The 17,406-nt window shown below is 39.1% G+C and carries 15 protein-coding genes; 3 read left to right on the forward strand and 12 right to left on the reverse strand.

The window, feature by feature from the left end:
* Window positions 1-3: 3 nt before the first annotated feature.
* From B5473_RS18420 to B5473_RS18460, 9 genes are all read right to left on the reverse strand, one after another.
* Entirely contained in the window at window positions 4-942 is a 939-nt protein-coding gene (locus B5473_RS18420) for a S66 peptidase family protein (protein ID WP_079527839.1), read from the reverse strand.
* Window positions 943-945: 3 nt separating this feature from the next.
* Complete coding sequence (locus tag B5473_RS18425; protein ID WP_079528803.1) at window positions 946-1,890, reverse strand: oligopeptide/dipeptide ABC transporter ATP-binding protein; 945 nt, start codon at window positions 1,888-1,890, stop codon at window positions 946-948.
* Entirely contained in the window at window positions 1,883-2,929 is a 1,047-nt protein-coding gene (locus B5473_RS18430; protein ID WP_079527841.1) for an ABC transporter ATP-binding protein, read from the reverse strand. The genes B5473_RS18425 and B5473_RS18430 overlap by 8 nt, the downstream gene beginning before the upstream one ends.
* A gap of 15 nt (window positions 2,930-2,944) precedes the next feature.
* Complete coding sequence (locus B5473_RS18435; RefSeq protein ID WP_079527843.1) at window positions 2,945-3,931, reverse strand: ABC transporter permease; 987 nt, start codon at window positions 3,929-3,931, stop codon at window positions 2,945-2,947.
* A complete protein-coding gene (locus tag B5473_RS18440) occupies window positions 3,931-4,875 on the reverse strand; it encodes an ABC transporter permease (RefSeq protein ID WP_079527845.1) in 945 nt (314 codons plus the stop codon). Before B5473_RS18440 ends, B5473_RS18435 begins: the two co-directional genes overlap by 1 nt.
* A 178-nt stretch (window positions 4,876-5,053) precedes the next feature.
* Complete coding sequence (locus tag B5473_RS18445) at window positions 5,054-6,832, reverse strand: peptide ABC transporter substrate-binding protein (RefSeq protein WP_439848480.1); 1,779 nt, start codon at window positions 6,830-6,832, stop codon at window positions 5,054-5,056.
* A gap of 54 nt (window positions 6,833-6,886) precedes the next feature.
* A complete protein-coding gene (locus B5473_RS18450; protein ID WP_079527849.1) occupies window positions 6,887-7,972 on the reverse strand; it encodes a dipeptide epimerase in 1,086 nt (361 codons plus the stop codon).
* A gap of 13 nt (window positions 7,973-7,985) precedes the next feature.
* Window positions 7,986-8,780 (reverse strand): M55 family metallopeptidase, encoded by a 795-nt coding sequence (locus B5473_RS18455; protein WP_079527851.1) that lies wholly within the window; start codon window positions 8,778-8,780, stop codon window positions 7,986-7,988.
* Between the two features lie 308 nt (window positions 8,781-9,088).
* Window positions 9,089-10,135: a DmpA family aminopeptidase gene (locus tag B5473_RS18460; RefSeq protein WP_079527853.1), complete on the reverse strand. Its 1,047-nt coding sequence runs from the start codon at window positions 10,133-10,135 to the stop codon at window positions 9,089-9,091.
* A 542-nt stretch (window positions 10,136-10,677) separates the two neighbouring features.
* On the opposite strand from B5473_RS18460, the gene B5473_RS18465 reads away from it, so the two are divergent.
* The 3 genes from B5473_RS18465 to B5473_RS18475 all read left to right on the forward strand — a co-directional run bounded on the left by B5473_RS18465 (window position 10,678) and on the right by B5473_RS18475 (window position 13,857).
* Entirely contained in the window at window positions 10,678-11,169 is a 492-nt protein-coding gene (locus tag B5473_RS18465; RefSeq protein WP_079527855.1) for a 23S rRNA methyltransferase, read from the forward strand.
* 102 nt (window positions 11,170-11,271) lie between these two features.
* Entirely contained in the window at window positions 11,272-11,472 is a 201-nt protein-coding gene (locus tag B5473_RS18470; RefSeq protein WP_079527857.1) for a CsbD family protein, read from the forward strand.
* Between the two features lie 201 nt (window positions 11,473-11,673).
* The gene (locus B5473_RS18475) at window positions 11,674-13,857 is read left to right on the forward strand and encodes an EAL domain-containing protein (RefSeq protein ID WP_079527859.1); all 2,184 of its coding nucleotides are present in this window, start codon (window positions 11,674-11,676) and stop codon (window positions 13,855-13,857) included.
* A 23-nt stretch (window positions 13,858-13,880) separates the two neighbouring features.
* Here the strand turns inward: B5473_RS18475 and B5473_RS18480 are convergent, their stop codons facing one another.
* The 3 genes from B5473_RS18480 to tkt form a co-directional block, all read right to left on the reverse strand.
* Window positions 13,881-14,528, reverse strand: coding sequence for an alpha/beta hydrolase (locus B5473_RS18480; protein ID WP_079527861.1), 648 nt, complete (start codon window positions 14,526-14,528; stop codon window positions 13,881-13,883).
* Between the two features lie 13 nt (window positions 14,529-14,541).
* The gene (locus B5473_RS18485; protein WP_254865368.1) at window positions 14,542-15,105 is read right to left on the reverse strand and encodes a DNA helicase; all 564 of its coding nucleotides are present in this window, start codon (window positions 15,103-15,105) and stop codon (window positions 14,542-14,544) included.
* 231 nt (window positions 15,106-15,336) lie between these two features.
* On the reverse strand, window positions 15,337-17,331 hold the full coding sequence (gene tkt, locus B5473_RS18490) for a transketolase (protein ID WP_079527866.1): 1,995 nt from the start codon (window positions 17,329-17,331) through the stop codon (window positions 15,337-15,339).
* Between the last annotated feature and the right edge of the window lie 75 nt (window positions 17,332-17,406).

The raw sequence follows: 17,406 nt of genomic DNA on the forward strand, positions 1-17,406 counted from the left end.
AAATTAACCTACAACCCGAATTGATTTATTCGTCGCGTCAATTGTTACGGTTTTACCAAGCGGCAATGACATCGTCGGCAGCACATGACCACATGTTACATCTTTTAATATTGGAATATTCAAAGGCACTAAAATTTCTTCAAATACCGTATCCAAACTTAAATTATTTTCTGCGTTATTTACATCCATTGGCCCACAATCGGTCCAAGCACCCAGCACAATACCCGACAGCTGCTGAAGTTTCCCCGACAATGACAGCTGTGTCAGCATCCGGTCGATCCGCTGCACATTTTCATCGATGTCTTCCAAAAATAGAATTTTGCCTGTCATATCAATCTCGTAAGGTGTCCCTAGAGATGCGGCAACAAGTGTTAAATTACCTCCAGTTAGTTCCCCTGTAGCAGTACCGGGAACAACCGTGTTCATATTCTGGCCTTTCGCATTTTCCAGGAAATAATCACTCCATCCGGTATTTTTCACACTGTTGATGAAATACTCCCACGTATAGTCATCCATTTCAGGTCGAATAAATTCCGTTGACGGCATCGGTGTATGGTACGTTACAAAGCCGCATTGCTGATTGAATACAATATGCAGTGCAGTAACATCACTATAGCCTGCAAATACTTTCGGGTTTTCTTTAATCATTTTCAGATCAAGCATCGGTATAATCCGTGTCGCTCCATAGCCTCCGCGAATGCAAAAAATACCGTCAATTTCAGGATTTCGGAACATGTCATTCAATTCTTTTGCACGCAACTCATCACTGCCTCCAAAATAGCCGTGTCGCGCTCTGCACGTTTCCCCTACAACTACATGGAAACCCAGCTTCTCCACTGCCTGGATCGCTCGTTCGATACGATGTTCCGGTGTTGCTCCGGATGCGCTGATTAATGCTACAGTATCGCCTTTTTTAAGTGACTTCGGAATTATCCTTGCCATCGTCTACACTCCACTTCCGGCAAGCACCGCCCGATACTGTGCCTGCTCTTCTTGATTGGCCAATACGAAATGTCCTTCTTCAATTTCAACAAATTCAGGTGGATCCATCTCATATTGATGGACAGTCGGATCATACACTTGCAGCTTTTTTCTGCGCTCTTTTAACGGATTCGGTTCTGGAACGGCTGCCAGTAATGCTTTCGTGTAAGGATGCAGCGGATTGTTGAACAGCTTTTCTGTTTCACCCAATTCAACGATTTTCCCCTTATAAATGACCGCCGTCCGATCAGTAATAAAGCGGACAATCGACAGGTCATGGGCAATGAATAAATACGTTAATTCACGATGTTCCTGTAAGCTGGATAATAAGTTCAGTACTTGAGCACGAATCGAAACGTCCAGTGCAGAGATCGGTTCATCCGCTACGATAAATTCCGGTTCCATGACAAGTGCTCTGGCAATGCCGATACGTTGACGCTGCCCGCCTGAAAACTCATGCGGGAAACGTGAAGCAAATTCCGGCAACAGTCCGACTTCCAGTAATGCTTTTTTTACTTTATCGATCCGCTCCTGTTCATTGCTGTACCGTTTATTGTTGATCAGGCCTTCCGAAACAATATAGTCAACCTTTGCCCGTTCATTTAAAGATGCGCCCGGGTCCTGGAAAATCATTTGAATCTTTTGGGTAATTTCACGGTCCCATGCGCTGGAAATACGGCCATTAATCGGCTTTCCGTGGAATAGAATTTCTCCGTTTGTTATCGGGTTAATGCGCATAATCGCACGGCCGATCGTCGTTTTTCCCGAACCGGATTCCCCTACAAGCCCGAATGTTTCACCTTTATATATATCGAAGCTCACGTTATCTACCGCTTTGAACTGTTTTTTACCTTGCCCGAAAACGATATCAATATTTTTCACTTCAATCAGCTTTTCTTTATTAGTCATTTGCATATTGTCTCCCTTCTGCGAAAAAGGCTTGCAACACTTCAGGAGGCTCTACTTTTGGTGCCTTTGGATCAAGCAGCCACGTGCGTGCATAATGGGTATCGGTCACTTTGAAAAAAGGCGGACGTTCAACAAAGTCGATTTTGAGTGCATATTGATTCCTAGGTGCAAACGCATCCCCTTTTATTTCTTTAAATAAATTTGGTGGTGTTCCTTTAATCGAATATAATTCTTCCCCTTTATTTCCTAATTGAGGGAGTGACGAAATTAAAGCCCATGTATACGGATGTTTCGCGTCGAAAAACACTTCCTCAGTTTGTCCAACTTCAATAATATCCCCTGCATACATAACTGCTATTCTGTCCGCGACTTTTGCAACGACACCTAAATCATGCGTAATATATATCGTCGTCAGCAAATACTTCTCCTGCAAATTTGTCAACAGCTGCAAAATTTGTGCCTGTATCGTTACATCCAATGCTGTTGTCGGCTCATCACATATGAGGATTTGCGGGTTGCAGGCAACAGCAATCGCGATAACGATTCGCTGACGCATCCCGCCGGAAAATTCATGCGGGTATTGCTTATAGCGGCGCGCAACATCATGAATTCCAACATCACGCAGCAGCTGTAATGTTTTTTCATATGCTTCGTTCCCTTTTAATCCTTGGTGCAGCACGACACTTTCTTCGATCTGTTTTCCGATTGTTTTCAGTGGATTCAGCGATGTCATCGGGTCTTGTGTAACCATGGCAATTTTTTTGCCGCGAACTTTCAGCCAATCCGCCTCTGTTTTAAATTTCGATAAATCATGACCATCAAAGTGGATTTGTCCATCCGCTATATAGCCGTTTTTATCAAGCAGACCCATGATCGATTTTACTAGCACCGACTTCCCTGAACCTGATTCCCCTACGATTGCAAGGCTTTCCCCTTTATATAAATCGAGCGAAATATCACGGATAGCCGTCAATGTTTGTCCACGCAGTTTAAATTTTATGACTAGATTTTCGATGGATAATATTTTTTCCTGTTCCATATAACGCCCTCCTCTTTAAACATGATTTTTCGGATCTGCCGCATCTGCAAATGCATTCCCGATAATATAAAAGGCAATCGTAATGACACTCAGCACGATACTTGGGAAAATAAGCTGATAACGTAAATCCGGTGACATCATCAGTACCCGTCCTTCATTGATCAAGTTTCCTAATGATGGCTCACTAACCGGCAATCCGAGGCCGATATATGTTAAAAATACTTCCGCACCAATTGCAGCCGGCACTGCTAAACTCATTCGCAGCATAATAACCGAAATTAAATATGGGAGCAGGTTTTTCAAGATGATTTTATAGCCAGGTGTTCCTAATGTTTTGGATGCCAGATTATACTCACGGTCGCGCAGTATGACGATCTGATTTCGCAGGAAGCGCGCCATTTCAACCCAGCCTGTTATACACATGGCGATAATGATTGTCGATATGCCAGGTCGTAAAATATACGCCATTAAAATCAACACAATCGTTGTCGGAATATTATCCACGATATTGTACAGTTGGGTGATCGGTGCCTCGAGTTTTCGCGAATAGCCCCATAAAGCCCCTACTGTAAAGCCGATGAGCACTTCGATAATCGCTACAGCAAAACCGATAAATAAAGAAGTTCTTGTTCCTTCCCAAATTCGGGACCATAAATCCTGACCGATGGAGTTTGTCCCAAAAATATATTCATCATTTGGAGCAACATTCCGGTCCTGCATTCCTGTGTCCGGATTTAAATAAATTTGAGTCGGTGATTTCTGTTCTGGTAAATAAGGTTGGACGAATGTAAATGCAATCAATACGATGACAAAGACAAGTAAAAATACAGCAATTTTATTTTTACTAAAGGAGCGGAAGGTCGAACGCCAATAAGAGTAATTGGAATAAGCTGTTTCTTCCGCTTTTGCATCATCGACAGCGGCAAAATCAAACATTTGATCATGCAGCTGTTCTGTTGATTTTTCCGAAATATTCTGAATCTCTTTCGTGAAAATTCCCATTAGCGTACACTGTCCCCTTTCCCTAGTTTAATTCGAGGGTCAACAATTGCCATCAGTAAGTCCCCTAAAATTAACCCAATAATCCCTAGTGAAGAAAATACAAGCACTAAACCTTGTACGACATTGTTATCCTGGCGCTGGATCGCGTCTACGAGCAATCCGCCCATACCTGGAATTGAAAATAATGATTCAATGTAAATCGAACCGGTGATCGTAAATAAAATTGTTGCCGGTAAATATTGCGCCATTGGTATGAAGGCATTTCTCATCACATGGCGGAACATAATCGTACGCTCTGTCACACCTTTTGCACGTGCAAGCTTAATATAATCCTTGTTCAGCTCATCTACCATATAGCGTCGCATCCACATTGCATAAGAAGCAATCGGACCAAGTGCCAAACAGATTAACGGTAAAATAAAACTCCGTGGATTGTATTCATCAAACAGCATCGGCAAGTTAAACCATTCCGAAATATACATCTGAATCATAAGGAAATACACCATCGCCGGTACTGCTACTACAATAACGATATAACCTGTACCGAGCCTGTCGAGCCAGCGTCCTTTAAACTGGGCCATTAAAATGCCCAACGGAACACCAACTAGTAATGAGAGCGCTACAGCCCCTAATCCGAACAATATAGAATACATCATTTTATCTTGAATAATGTCAAGTACTGGTACATCTGTACGGTATGTAATCGATTTTCCTAAGTCGCCTTGAATAAGGTCAACGTAGAAGTTTTTTAGTTGGACTAACAACGGATCCCGTAAGCCAAGATTTGTTAAATAGATTTCCTGTTGTTCTGGCGACATCTTTTCTGCTGCCGCGCCTAAATAGCCTTCATCAGGCATTAATCGTAACAGGGAGAAAACTATTGTAATGATGATAAATAACGTCAATATGGATTGCGCGATTCGTTTCGCAATATACTTTAACAAACACGTTCCCTCCTCAGTAATTCCTCGGCGTAATGCTTCCGGTTTTTGTTTGTCGCTTGCGCCAATTACTCTTTTAATGAATCCGTAACATCGCCCGAATGAAGTATATAAAAGCAGAAAGGAGATGCAGAAACATCCTGTCATCTCCTAATCTACCTCCATTTAAAATGCCTACGTATTAATTAGAAGTGTTTGCTAATGCTTCCGCACGTTCTTTTTCCCATGCTTCTTTAGCAGACTTGAATTCTTCATTACTCATTGGCTTTTCTAGGATAGACTGACCTTTAAACTTCTCGGATGTAACACCAAATGGCGAATATTGTGATTCAAATGGATTTAATTTTGAAGCAGTATAACCACCGCCGCCTACAGCGTACGGAATAACAAATGCTTCCTCAATTAAAAATGCCTCTGCCTTTGCAAATAGCTCATAACGTACTGCCGGATCTACTTCTGCTTTTGCAGCTTCGACTAGCTTGTTATATTCACTGTTATAACCTTCTGCCATTTCCGGCTTATTATATGTTCCGCCTTCTGTAAATGGATCTGTATACGTTGACGGGTCAGCAAAGTCCGGACCCCAGTTTGCTTCAATCATTGAGAACTTACCAGGGCGACGTACTTCACTAAGGAATCCTGTCGCAGGACCTGCAAATAGTTCCACATCGATGTAATCAGCACCTAAAAGGTTTTCAAGCTGTTGTTCCACTACTTGTGAACGGTTTGCCCATTCAGGTGAACCTGAGTTGTAAGGTAATAATACCTTTACAGGGAATGTTGCTTTACCAGCTAATGCAGCCAATGCCACCTCTTTATGTTCAAGAGCTAAATCTTTGTTAAATGAATCTGTTTCTGTAATTGCTTTTAATGGCTCAAGCATTGTGTAATCTACACCTTCAACATCCACAAAGTTCTTCGGTGTAATTGTATTTGACAATAAATCTTGTGGATTGTAAGGCTCGATTGTTAACATTGCAGATACACGGTCAAGTGCATGATAAAGCGATTTACGGAAATCTTTATTGTTTACTGCCACTTTCCAGTTTTCAGGCTCATACTCTGCATCATATTGTGGATCAAAGTTTAATGCATAGAAGTATGTGTAGAAGTTATTTGTGTTTTGGCGTACTAAATCTTTTTTGTCGTCACTGTTTAACCATTCATCTAAAATGGATGTCGGAATTAATGCCCCATCAATCTCGTCCCGTAAGAATAGTTCAGGTGCAACTGTTGCTGCTTCTTTATTGTACTTGTAGCGGATACGATCGATTTTCACTGTTTCTTTATCCCAGTAAGCGTCGTTTTTCACAAGTACACGCTCATTCTGAGGTTCGAATTTATCTAAAATATATGCGCCATTATATAAAATATTCTCACGAGTCGTTCCGAACGCATCGCCTTTTTCAGCTAAGAATTCCCCGTTTACCGGGAAGAAACATACATAATTCAGCATCGATAAAAAGTATGGTGTTGGAGCTTCCAATGTATATTCAAGCGTTGTTTCATCAATTGCTTTAATACCTACTTGCGAGAAATCCGTTACTTCGCCGTTGTAGAAGGCATCACCGTTTTTCACGACTGTTGCAATCCACGCTGTTGAAGATTCGTTTTTCGCATCAAGCACATAATTTAAACCGTCTACAAAATCCTGTGCTACAACATTTCCCACATCTTTACCTTCATGGTCTACCCACTTTACATCATCACGAAGTTTGAATGTCCATACAGTTGCATCTTCATTGGATTCCCAGCTTTCTGCTAATCCAGGCTTAACAACTCCGTATTGGTCATATTCTATTAATCCTTCTACTAAATTCGCTGATAATGCAAATTCATTTGTTTCTGCTGTTTTTAAATAGTTCAGCGTTTTAATTTCACCGGAATACACTGTTCGATATTCTGATGTTTCACCAGAATCCGATGAATCACCACAAGCTGCTAGTACGAGTACAAACATACAAAGTAATGCTAACAAAGATTTTTTCAAAGTCATTTCCCCCATTTCTCTTTTCTATTTGGCTAAGTAAGCCTCTATTAATAACCCGATACCGGGAGCATCGGTCATCTGAATATTCTCCCCTTCGAAAATCGGCCCCCCTTCAATTGGATCTTCACTGCACAAACTTGGTCCATCTAAATCGACCATTGTGATATTTTTGCTGGCTGATGCAAAATGAGCAGCTGCACTGACACTAATTTTTGTTTCAAGCATACAGCCAATCATACAAGCGACACCATTTGCCTCTGCAATGTGGTTAATTTGTTGTGCTTTTGAAATACCCCCTGTTTTCATCAGCTTAATATTTATTAAATCCGCGGCCCGCTTTTCAATGACCTCGATCGCTTGCTTTGGAGAAAATACACTTTCATCCGCCAAAATATTTGTATACGTATTGCTTGTGACATATTGCATGCCCTTCACATCACTGTAATGTACAGGCTGTTCAACGAGCTCGATATCCGCGCCTTTATCTTCGAGCTGTCCAATGATTTTTACAGCTTCCTTTGCTGTCCATCCTTGGTTGGCATCAACTCTTAACGTAATATCAGGTCCTACTGCTTTTCGAATTGCTACAACCCGTTCAACATCTTCCACCAGATTTTTCCCGACTTTAACTTTTAAAATGGAAAAGCCCCGTTTAACAGCCGCTAAACTGTCTTTCACCATTTCATCCGTTGCATTCACACTAATCGTGATGTCCGTTGTAATGTTCTTTCGGTAGCCCCCTAGCAATTTATAAAGGGGAGCATTGTATTGTTTCGCCCATAAATCATAAAGCGCAATTTCGACCGCCGCTTTTGCACTTGTATTCTGGTACAAACATGCATCGACCTTTTGACAAAGCAGTGCAATTTCATCAATTTCAATTCCGATAATCGATGGTGCTATCACTTCTTCTATCGCATAGCGAATTGATGAAAGGGTCTCACCTGTAATGACATGTGTCGGCGCAGCTTCGCCAATGCCGATTAGCCCGTTGTCGGTATAAATAAAGACGGCGATATTTCGAATACTATGTACTGTTCGTAGTGCTGTTTTAAACGGGGTAATAAGAGGTGCCTCGACAAGCCCCACCTCAACCTTTAATATTTTCATAAATTCACCTGCTTTAAGTTAAAAATTGTAACAGTCTCAACACTTCAAAATAATCGGTCGTTTCGAACTGGACTGTATTATGCGGTTTAAATGTTGCGCCTGGATAAAAGGAATTCCGGTATGCTTTAATATGATCCTTATAAATAATCTCCACCGTAAAGTGTTTCGGCAATTCAATTTGAAGCTTTGTTCGCTCAATTTTCATTGCCTGTTCAACAAGATGTTTCGTCTGCTTTAACGTCGTTTGAGGACTTACATTAATTGTTGCATGACCGACTCCCTCTTTTGTCGCGAATGTGACGATTTGGTCATTATAGCGGGCGATATGTTCTGTCAAGGCCTGATCTCCGCTGACAAAAGCAACCGGTACATCATGGAGGGCTGCTGCATATGTATTTATTAAAAATTCACTAGCATATTCCCCGTTTATTTTGACATCCGCCAATAAGCTCAATGTATGTGCAAGCGGGTTCTTCTCACTGCCGCCCTCACTGTGATAGCCAATAAAAATTGCCCGGTCAAAACTGCTATCCAATCCTGCAACCATGCACATCGGCTCTTGTGTCCAGCCGCGAATGATCTTTACATTCTCCGGCAAGTTTTCAATAAGAATATTTCGGCCGGAATCATGTGCATCCTTCAGTAAAATTTCAGTAGCACCACCTGCAAATGCCCCTTCAATTGCGGCAAGTACTTCTTTTGTCATTTGTTTTTGAAACTGGGCGTAATCCGGGGAGTTCAGTTCGGTTTCACTCCATACCGTTGTGCCCGTTATCCCCTCGATGTCCGCACTTATATATACTTTCATTTGTTACGAATCTCCTTTCATTTTTATTTATTCATCAGTCTAGAATAACCTTTTCGAAGATTTAGATTTTTCAGTCTTTTATTTATAATCTATAAAATACCACACTTATTTCGATTGTGGAAGTTTTTTCTAATAGTTTTCTAAATAAAATAATTAAATTATAAAGCGCTAAAACCTTGATACATCGCATTATTTAAAAAAAGATTTAAAACATATTATCCCAATAGATATTATATTTTCATAAGAAAAAAGCCTTCTACATAGATGGTATGTAAAAGACTCAATAAACTTCCTAACGTAAAAATACATTATTCGACAAAATTATAACTTTGGACTGTATGATTATTTCTTCCCGTTGTAGTTTTAGCTTGCGATAAAGAATTCAGGATTGCCTCTTCTGTCGCTTCGGCAGCTGCCATAAATAACGTGTTCATGACGTCATGATCTTCTCTAATCTGTTGGCGACTTTCCAGTTCATCATCGAACTGATGTTGTACTGTACGAGCTGTTGTAAAACCGATGACAATATCGCCGCTCCCATGGGAATAATGGCTGCCTGTTCTCCCTAACCCTATGCCGCAACGTTTTATAACTCGTTTCAGCTGGCGGCTGCTTAATGGGGCATCTGTCGCCATTACAATAATAATAGAGCCGTCTGTAGGACTAATTGTCGATTCTCCGTTGGCACCCGTAACCTTATACCGTTCTGCCAAAAATTCGCTCGACTTTCCAAAGTTACTCAATACGAGGCATCCGACAGTATATTTTTGGCCAGTCTTATCTTCAACGATGCGCGAAGAGCTGCCAATTCCTCCTTTATAGCCGAAGCAAACCATACCTTTTCCTGCTCCGACAGCACCCTCTTCTATAACATCTGTTTTAGCTTGCTGTATAGCTTCAATTGCATGTTCAGGTGTAACCGGAAATTGTCGGATGGAGTTTAAATGGCTATCATTGCATTCTCCGACAACAATATTAACTGTACCAGTCGAAATTCCAATCTCTTCGTTCTGTTCAAGTAAATATTGGAGTGTCCCTTGTGATACGTTGGGTACCCCAAATGTATTAGTTAGCATTATCGGCGACTCGATTACCCCAAGTTCATCCACTTGAACGAGACCGGTTGTTTTACCGAAGCCGTTTAAAACATAGCTGGCTGCTGTTACCTTTTCCCGGAAAAGATTGCCTTGATGCGGTAAAATAGCCGTTACTCCGGTACAGGCAGCATCACCTGAATCATTTAACGGATAATCCAATGTCACATGCCCGACACTTACACCTTCAATATCAGTAATGCAGTTTTTATCCCCTGGAGGCAATTGTCCAATCGTTATACCCAATTCACGTACTTTCATTGTCTGTTCTCCTTCAGTCTTTTATGTAGATAGTTTTATCGTAAACAACTTTTTCCAAAAATAAAACAAAAAAAGACACGCCCTCCCACGAGGTCGCATCTTTTACATTAAATCGAAATAAATTTATGTTCTATTAATACTTTTACGAACGCAAATTATATTTCCAGAATTCCTCTTGTCCAACGATCAACAAAGCTTTCAAAAGTAATGCCATATTTGTTATACACTTCATGATAAACAAAGTAAATTCCAAGTTTGTCTAGCAATTCATCATTAATCCGCATTAAAAATCACTCACTTTCGATTATTTAGATGATGGACTTTTCAGCGCCAAGCGATTCGTATCTATTTCTAATCATACCCAGAGTTGCGAACGTTATTCATGAACAAACAATGCAAACATTTTCGGAAAAGAATTTCTTTATTCAACCGATTAACAAACAAACTGTTACAATTTTTTCACAATCTGTTTCAAAATCAGCGGGAAACTTTCATCACAATTTAGTAAGATGAATGGAAATGACAGCATTGGAGGGATTCTAATGAGGAAATTTTGTTTAGTTTTATTAACTGTAATTTTTTTGGCTGGATGTGGTGATACGGTTTCAGATTTAAAAAAGGCGGCAGCAGGTATTAATTCAAAGGCAAATGAAGCAGCTTCAGCTATTTCAATCGATGTCCATTCCATCCGAGCTACTGAAATTGAATTCGACAATCAAACTTTTACGGTTAACGACTTATTTAAGACTATATTACGCGATGTTCAATGGGATTATGACGACAGTGCTGAAACCCAGCAGTTGAAAATCACAGGGACTTGGCAAGATAACGGTTTATTCGCCCAGCATTCATTTTCTGCAAGCCTTAAAGAACGGTTAAAAGAAAATGGCGAAGTTGAAGTAATCCTTTCATTTAACAATGGCACAATAGATGAAACCAAAACAAAAGCATCCATGAAAATGGATAATCAGACACTTATAAAGGAAGAGGGTCAGGAAATTCTTCATCACTTGTATAAAACCTACATAAAATAAAGCTTTCTTTATTCTGCTTAAATCCGACTTTTCTATCCACTTTGTTTAGCATTCATACAAGGGGGAATATGTTTACCATCTAAACTTTTAGGAGGTCATATTATGTCAAACGGGTTTACAGATAAACTAAAAGGCGCAGGCAACAAAATTAAAGGTGAAGTAAAAGAAGAAATCGGGAAAAATACAAATGATCCATCTTTACAAGTGGATGGTCAGCGCGATCAGCTAAAAGGGGAAGCACAGGAAAGAGTTGCTGACGTTAAAGATAAAATTACAACTAAAATCGACGAATATCGAAAATAAAGTTTATAGAAACTAGTAAATTTCATATTTACTAGTTTCTTTTTTTTGCGTTAAAATAGTTAATATACTCTATTTTTTACCAAGTACTTTAGACTCAATTAAAAGGGCTATTTTTATATTAATATAATCTCACTTTAAATTTATAGGAATTTTGGTATACTTTAGTTAAAATACACATTACTTTTTAAAGGGGAAGTTAGAATGACCATTGATCAATTTATACCCCTATCAAAAGACCGCTTATTTAATTGGCTAAAAACCTTAAGTAACCAGCTTTCGAAAGGATCGCTCATCATTGATATAAATGATGAAAACTTATCTATTTTACATGCTAATCCGCACTTTTTAAAATTTACATCATTTGAAATGAATGAGTTACTCTATCAAAATATCAATATTTTGAATGGACACAGGACGAATGAAACATCTATTGAAGAATTAAATTTACATTTAAAATCAGGTGTAGCAAAAAAATTTACGATTTTGCATTATACAAAAGAAGGATCCGCTTTTTGGAATTCGATTACACTGCATCCGATCCGAAATGAAGACAATGTGATTCAGTATATTTTATTAACTTGCGAAGATACAACGGAAGCAGAGTTAAATAAAATGGTTTATAAATTGGAGCATGAGGTTTATGAAGCGATTGATCATGAAGATAATCTGCAGTCGATATTAAATTTAATTACCGAGAAGATTGAACTTTTCTATATTCGCGATGTATATTGTGCCATCCACATTTTTGATGAAAATTGTGAAATTAAATCGTTAGGTACACATTCATTGCCATTGGAAATTATTAATGAACTTAATATATTGGAAATTACACCTAACACTAACCTGAATTCGAACGCAGTTTATTTAAAGGACTTTGCTCCAAAAGATCACCATACAGATCTTTTTAATCATTGGCAACTTAATTTTATTCAAGGTTCATGGACAAAGCCTATTCTAACTCCTCAAAATGAAGTAAGCGGCATTTTGACCCTGTTTAACCAGGATGCAACTGAGTTAAAGCAAATTGATATTAATTACTTAAACCGATTAGCCTTACTGATCCAGTTAGCCATTAAATATGCTGAACAGAAAATTGAGCTTAGCAGACTTGCCTTTTTTGATGTCGAAACAAATTTACCAAATCTCCATTATTTCAAATCTGAATTATCAGAATGGATTAATGTCGGGAACTCAGGATTAGTCGCAATTTTGCATCCTACTGAATTTAATAAGGTCGTTGATTTATACGGAAGAAACGCCGGAGCCGATTTACTCCGTCAAGTGGCGGATCGAATGCTAATATATTTCCCGGATAGTGATTCACTGATTTCACGTTTTTCAAATTCGCTCATTTTCGGAAAAGTTGACGAAAATGATTGTTTCCTTGCCTATAATCAGCACCTTGAATCGATTACACAATTGCCTTTTATAATCGATGGTAAAGAAATCTACATTACATTAAAAATCGGTTATACAATCTTTAATCAGTCGATGACAGTCGAACAGAGCATTCACCAGGCTGATATTGCCTTATCCAATGCACAGAAGCGAACTGGGACGAGCTATGCTGTATATGAAGACAATAGTACGAAACAATTGACGGAAGAAATGGATATCCTCAATCAATTGGCATATGGGCTTCAACATGAAGAATTTGAAGTTTATTTGCAGCCTAAAATTAACTTCCAGACAATAGAAGTGGAAGGTTTTGAAGCACTATCTCGTTGGAATTCTAGCAAACTTGGTTTTATTTCACCGGTAAAGTATATCCCGATAGCTGAACAGACCGGAAAAATTAAAGCGATTGATTTACTGAATTTTAAACAGATCCTTGTTTGGCTTCAAAATCGAATAAATGAGAATAAAAAGATTTTACCGATTGCGCTCAATATTTCACCCGACCATTTTTACGATCCGGATTTCCTGCAAAATATAAGGGATATATTTTATCAATATAATGTCCCGCCGCATTATATAAAGCTGGAAGTAACGGAAAGCATTGAATTGGTGGACTTTAAAAAAGCAAAAGAGATTTTAAATCAATTAAGACTTATGGGCATTGAATGTTCGATCGATGATTTTGGAATCGGCTTTTCTTCATTAAGTTATTTGCCGCAGTTGCCCTTTTCTGAAATCAAAATTGACCGCAGCTTTGTCAGCGCAATGAATGAACCCGGGATGTATGCAATTGTACAAACGATCATTCAATTGGCGAAAAACATTCAAATGCGTCCAATTGCCGAAGGAATTGAGACAGAAGAACAACTGGCAATGCTTCAACAACTTGGCTGTCCTGCTGGTCAAGGTTATTATTTCTATAAACCGATGTCTATTACCGAAGCAGAACAATTGCTGGACACGAAAAAAACAGCTGACGGAAAGTAAATCACCTTCCGTCAGCTGTTTTCTTAGTTTATAGTGTTCGGTAAATCTTTCGATAAGAATGCGATTAAATCGTGTAGATTTTGCTCGCTCACTCCATGGCCTACCGGATAAGTTCTGAATGTAACGTCCGTGTCATAGTCGTTGAAAAAACGAACGGCATGTTCTGCCCATTCAATCGGAAAATCATAATCATATTCCCCGTGAGAAATAAAGATTTTAGATTGATCCATCGTTTTTTTACTATATTCAAGCGCAGCGAATTCCGGTAAATAACCGCTTAATGCCGCTGTTCCACGAATGGCATTGCCCATCACCATTGCAAGCGACTGTGCCATCGCTGCCCCTTGGTTGAAGCCGACAACATAAATTTGCTGTTCATCCAAATTGAATTCCCAAATCGCTTCTTTAATAAATAATTCAATACCTTTCAGCACTTTATCAAAGATGGCACGATTCGGCTTACCCTCTTCTTCAAATGTATAAAATGCATAGCCGGGACGGTGTTTAATCGGTCCTTGCAAACTAAAAATATGACAATTTGTTGAAAATGAATCAACAAGTTGCAGCAAATCGTTTTCATCGCTCCCTAATCCATGCAGCAAGAAAATCGCAGGTTGCTTATCTGCATCTACTTTAGGTGCTTTGTGTAAATAAATAAATGGTGTGTTCATCTTATATCTCCTTTTAAGAAAGCGTCATTTTATTGACAAGCTGATCCGTGTAATAAGCCATATATCCATCCAGCAATTTGATTGTTTCCTCGATATCGCCTTCTGTTAAAATATTTGCATTTTTAGCACAGGCAACTGTCAAAAAATCTATACGGTATGCATGCTCCACCGATGCATACGCATAATCGTATATTACATCTTCATCTTCTACTTTTAATGCTTCATATTGCTGATGGAAAGCTTTCTTATAATCGTCCATTTTCTCTCCGACACTGTTGCGGATTTGCATTTGCTGTGCCATTAATTCATTTTCGATATAAGAAACGGTTGGCACTTTTCCTGAACTGAATGTTTCCCGAACAAGATCTGTCCAAGCCATTTTATTTTCCACATAATACGCAATATTTAACATTAATCGATCATAAAAATCAGTCGTTGACGTGGAGGAAGCTCTTTTTTCATCGATATTTTTTTGTAGCATTGTTTGGAATTTTTCAAGGTCTGCTTTATTCGATAGGAAATAAAGTGTCTGTTCGATATATGTAGTAATTTCTTTTTTCTTATTTTCTGCTGTCATTATTCATCCACATCCTTTATCTGATACTTCAATATTGCTTTATTATCGTACCATTCCTTCAGTAAAATCGCACGTTATCCAATTATTTGTATGGGCATATTGTATCTGAATTTGCTCTTTTTGCCAAAGCTTTTTTCTTAATACCTTAACAATTGGCCGGGCCTTGCGATTGATATAGAAATGAAAAAATGCCACTTGTCATAGTAGACAAGTGACATTTTGAGCTTCGAATTAAAGTGCTTTTACTTTCGCAACTACATTTTCTACTGTGAAGCCGTATTCTTTTAACACAATTTTCTCTGGAGCTGATGCACCAAATTTATCGATTGCCAATACATCTCCTTCAAAGCCAACATATTTATGCCAGCCAAGTGATGCACCCATCTCAATTGCTAAACGCTTCGTCACAGCTTTTGGTAATACAGATTCTTTGTATTCCTTCGACTGTTTTTCAAAGCGGTCCATTGATGGCATTGATACAACAGATGCGTCAATTCCTTCTGCAAGCAACGCTTTTTTCGCTTCTACTGCCAAGCCAACTTCAGAACCTGTTGCAATTAACAGGGCATCCGGAATTTCTTTAGATGAAGCTGAAACAACATAAGCGCCTTTTTCAACACCTTCGTATACTGTTTCTGTTGCAACATCCAATACAGGCAAGTTTTGACGAGATAATACTAATACAGTTGGCGTTGATTTACTCTCAACAGCTAGTTTCCATGCTGCTACAGATTCATTTGCATCTGCAGGACGGATTACCGAAAGATTCGGCATTGCACGTAATGATGCTAAATGCTCGACTGGCTCATGTGTAGGACCATCTTCCCCTACTGCAATTGAGTCATGTGTAAACACATAAGTTACTGGTAATCCCATTAATGCAGATAAACGAATTGCTGGACGTACATAGTCAGAGAATACAAAGAAAGTACCACCAAATACGTTTAAGCCGCCATGTAATGCCATACCGTTCAGCGCAGCACCCATCGCAAATTCACGAACACCAAACCAAATGTTACGGCCTTCCGGAGTTTCAGCAAAGAAATCGCCAGCGCCTTTAATTGTTGTTTTGTTTGAGCCTGCTAAGTCAGCAGATCCACCGAAGAATGATGGTGTTGTTTTTGCAATAGCATTGATTGCATCACCAGATGATGAACGAGTAGCTACTGCTTTACCTGCTTCATATACAGGTAATTCAGAAGCAAAGTTCTCCGGTAATTTGTTTTCCATTGCGTTTACAAATTGTGCAGCCAGTTCTGGATATTCGTTTTTATAGCTTTCGAATAATTCATTCCATGCTGTTTCTGCTTGTACACCTTGTACTTCACTTGCCGCTTTAAATGTATCATATACTTCAGTAGGAACGAAGAATGGCTCATGTTCCCAAGCGTATGCAGCTTTTGTTAAAGTAACTTCATCAAGTCCTAATGGCGCACCATGTGAATCTGCTTTACCAGATTTGTTAGGAGAACCGAAACCGATGACAGTTTTCACTTCGATTACAGTTGGACCGCCAGTATTTTGTTTCGCTTTTTCAATAGCTGAATTAATTTCTACGATATCTGTACCGTCTGTTACTTTTAAATAGTTCCAGCCGTAAGATTCGAAACGTTTTTGGATGTTTTCCGAGAATGACTTTCCTAAATCACCATCAAGTGAAATGTCATTTGAATCATATAGTACAATTAATTTATCCAATTTTAAGTGACCTGCAAGAGAAATTGCTTCTGCAGCAACACCTTCCATTAAATCTCCGTCACCGCATAGTGCAAATGTATAGTGGTCTACAATGTCTTTACCTGGCTTGTTGTATGTTGCTGCCAAGTGACGTTCAGCCATAGCCATACCTACTGACATTGCAATACCTTGTCCTAATGGACCAGTTGTCGCTTCTACACCAACTGTATGACCATATTCAGGATGTCCCGGTGTTTTTGAATTCCATTGACGGAAGTTTTTGATCTCTTCCATCTCTAAACCGTAGCCACCTAGATGCAATAAACTATATAAAAGCATGGAACCATGTCCAGCTGATAATACAAAACGGTCGCGATTATACCAATTAGGATTTTGTGGGTTATGGCGTAAATGCTTCGTCCACAATGTATAGGCCATAGGTGCAGCACCCATTGGTAAACCCGGGTGACCTGAATTTGCTTTTTCAATTGCGTCGATTGATAGTGTACGGATTGCGTTAATTGCTAACTGATCCATCTGTTGTGTCATTATGTGACATCCTTTCCTCGTACGATATTTATACATTTTATAGTGTAGACAAATTTTCACAAGAAAACAATAATT

The sequence above is a fragment of the Solibacillus isronensis genome, assembly GCF_900168685.1.
Classification (GTDB): Bacteria; Bacillota; Bacilli; order Bacillales_A; family Planococcaceae; genus Solibacillus; species Solibacillus isronensis_A.

Coding starts and splice junctions, on each gene's coding strand:
- B5473_RS18465 (WP_079527855.1), top strand. CDS start 10,678: ATGAGGAAATTTTGTTTAGTTTTATTAACTGTAATTTTTTTGGCTGGA.
- B5473_RS18420 (WP_079527839.1), bottom strand. CDS start 942: ATGGCAAGGATAATTCCGAAGTCACTTAAAAAAGGCGATACTGTAGCA.
- B5473_RS18445 (WP_439848480.1), bottom strand. CDS start 6,832: ATGTTTGTACTCGTACTAGCAGCTTGTGGTGATTCATCGGATTCTGGT.
- B5473_RS18475 (WP_079527859.1), top strand. CDS start 11,674: ATGACCATTGATCAATTTATACCCCTATCAAAAGACCGCTTATTTAAT.
- B5473_RS18470 (WP_079527857.1), top strand. CDS start 11,272: ATGTCAAACGGGTTTACAGATAAACTAAAAGGCGCAGGCAACAAAATT.
- B5473_RS18485 (WP_254865368.1), bottom strand. CDS start 15,105: ATGACAGCAGAAAATAAGAAAAAAGAAATTACTACATATATCGAACAG.
- tkt (WP_079527866.1), bottom strand. CDS start 17,331: ATGACACAACAGATGGATCAGTTAGCAATTAACGCAATCCGTACACTA.
- B5473_RS18460 (WP_079527853.1), bottom strand. CDS start 10,135: ATGAAAGTACGTGAATTGGGTATAACGATTGGACAATTGCCTCCAGGG.
- B5473_RS18435 (WP_079527843.1), bottom strand. CDS start 3,931: ATGGGAATTTTCACGAAAGAGATTCAGAATATTTCGGAAAAATCAACA.
- B5473_RS18480 (WP_079527861.1), bottom strand. CDS start 14,528: ATGAACACACCATTTATTTATTTACACAAAGCACCTAAAGTAGATGCA.
- B5473_RS18455 (WP_079527851.1), bottom strand. CDS start 8,780: ATGAAAGTATATATAAGTGCGGACATCGAGGGGATAACGGGCACAACG.
- B5473_RS18450 (WP_079527849.1), bottom strand. CDS start 7,972: ATGAAAATATTAAAGGTTGAGGTGGGGCTTGTCGAGGCACCTCTTATT.
- B5473_RS18425 (WP_079528803.1), bottom strand. CDS start 1,890: ATGACTAATAAAGAAAAGCTGATTGAAGTGAAAAATATTGATATCGTT.
- B5473_RS18430 (WP_079527841.1), bottom strand. CDS start 2,929: ATGGAACAGGAAAAAATATTATCCATCGAAAATCTAGTCATAAAATTT.